Consider the following 1,843-nt stretch of genomic DNA (forward strand, 5'->3'; position numbering starts at 1 on the left):
TTTTAGCTGTTAACCGTATAATTTACTGTCCGTCAACGGTAAATCGACGTAGAACGGCTTTTAGCCGTTCTAGGAGGCTTTAAGGAGTTGATGGACTCACTAGACCAAGACACTTTTGCGCATGCAAAGAAAAGCACACCTGCTTTTTTGCCTGCCTCACGGCGAGTGCGGGGTGAGTTTGAGCGGGAGCTCCCGCTCATTTATGGGGTCAAGCTGACACAGCTTGCGGGTTTGGGCAGCGCCCATGGTTTTATTCGTGTGGGATAGAAATTTGAAAATCAGGGGGGGCGAGGGAGCGAATTTTGCGACCGTACTACGACCCCCCTTTGAGTGCCGAGTGCCAAACTGACGTATTAGGCCACTTGATCCTTACTCTCCCAATGGATACAGGATTTTTATTCTCGGCGACATTTCGGCGACATTTCGGCGACATTTTTTGGAAAATGTAAAATAGTTTGCCCTTTTTGAGCAACTGATGTAAGATATTTGCACAAATAGGATTTTCTGTCGGAGGTAAAAATATGGCATCAAACAAAAAAAGAGTGTCGATTGGTCTAACCGACGCTCAATATGCTCTAGTTCAAAAATTTGCTAAAGAAAAAGGTTTTTCTAAATCTGCAATTTTTGTATTAGCGTTAGAAGAATACGCAAGAAAGGAATCAGGGCAAAAAAAATAAGCAAAAATCCATCTTTGTCACGGGAAGGAATTTTTGCTTAAGGGTGCTTCTGATAAAGGCAATTATAGCAAATGGCTAAAGAAAAAGCGAGATACTTCACGTTCCTACTGTACCCAGAATCTATTCCGGTTGACTGGCAAGAGAAACTTGAACTGATGGGAGTTCCAATAGCAATCAGCCCGTTGCATGACAAGGACTTGAGCAAAGTAGCCGGTCAGCAATACAAGAAAGCACACTATCACGTAATTTACGTTGCTAAAAATCCTGTGACTGCTGATAGCGTTCGGATAAAAATTAGACGAGCACTGGGCAATAAAAGTATCGCGATGGTTCAGATTGTTGCTCAAAGCGTAGAAAATCTTTATTTGTATTTAACGCATGAATCAAAGGACGCCGTAGCTAAGAATAAGCACAAATATCAAAAAGCAGATATTACTCTGCTAAACAATTTTGATATTGACCGTTACATTACGCTGGACGCTGAGGATAAAGACGATTTGCTGAATGATGTTTGTGAATTGATTGATGATCACAATTTGGCTAACATGCGTGAATTGCGGCGTTTTGTTCTTGGCCATGGTTCAGAACATGGCTTACCCAGCATGAAGGTGATTAATTCAGTCTTGCAAGCTCATACTGGACTGATAAGGCTGTATTTCGATGCTGTTTATCAGGAACGCAAGTACGGCAGAGGCGATATAAACAAAGAGACCGGTGAGATACAAGACTAATTAGCAAATGAAAATTGGGTGCTCAATTGAGCGCCTTTTTTGTTGTCGGCTAGCCGACTTCTAATACAGGTTTTTATGGTCTTAGCACAACTCCAATTTATTTGGAGTGTAAGTGCGCATTGCTTTAAAAATAGCAATGAAAAAATCCGAAGAAAATGTCAAAGGCGCACTTATACGTCATCAAAGATGACGCTGTGCTAAACCCATTAGAACCTGTATCAGATTTCGCTTTGCTCAAACAAAACTGACTTGCGTCAGTTGGAATCTTTAAAGCCAATAAAGTCCAGTCGCCAACTCCTTCGGACTTTATTGGCTTTAAAGATTGGCTTTAAATGCCCCTAATTTGCTCTCTAAGCCATTTTAGCTGTTAACCGTATAATTTACTGTCCGTCAACGGTAAATCGACGTAGAACGGCTTTTAGCCGTTCTAGGAGG

At 41.6% G+C, this 1,843-nt stretch carries 2 protein-coding genes; both read left to right on the forward strand.

Going from position 1 to position 1,843, the window contains the following annotated elements; all coding sequences use genetic code 11:
• Positions 1-521: 521 nt before the first annotated feature.
• A complete protein-coding gene (locus tag LAB100_RS11465; RefSeq protein ID WP_041499945.1) occupies positions 522-677 on the forward strand; it encodes a ribbon-helix-helix domain-containing protein in 156 nt (51 codons plus the stop codon).
• A gap of 71 nt (positions 678-748) precedes the next feature.
• A complete protein-coding gene (locus tag LAB100_RS11470; protein ID WP_041499946.1) occupies positions 749-1,408 on the forward strand; it encodes a replication protein in 660 nt (219 codons plus the stop codon).
• Positions 1,409-1,843: the final 435 nt, after the last annotated feature.

Source organism: Companilactobacillus musae (assembly GCF_003967595.1).
Classification (GTDB): domain Bacteria; phylum Bacillota; class Bacilli; order Lactobacillales; family Lactobacillaceae; genus Companilactobacillus; species Companilactobacillus musae.

Coding starts and splice junctions, on each gene's coding strand:
- LAB100_RS11465 (WP_041499945.1), top strand. CDS start 522: ATGGCATCAAACAAAAAAAGAGTGTCGATTGGTCTAACCGACGCTCAA.
- LAB100_RS11470 (WP_041499946.1), top strand. CDS start 749: ATGGCTAAAGAAAAAGCGAGATACTTCACGTTCCTACTGTACCCAGAA.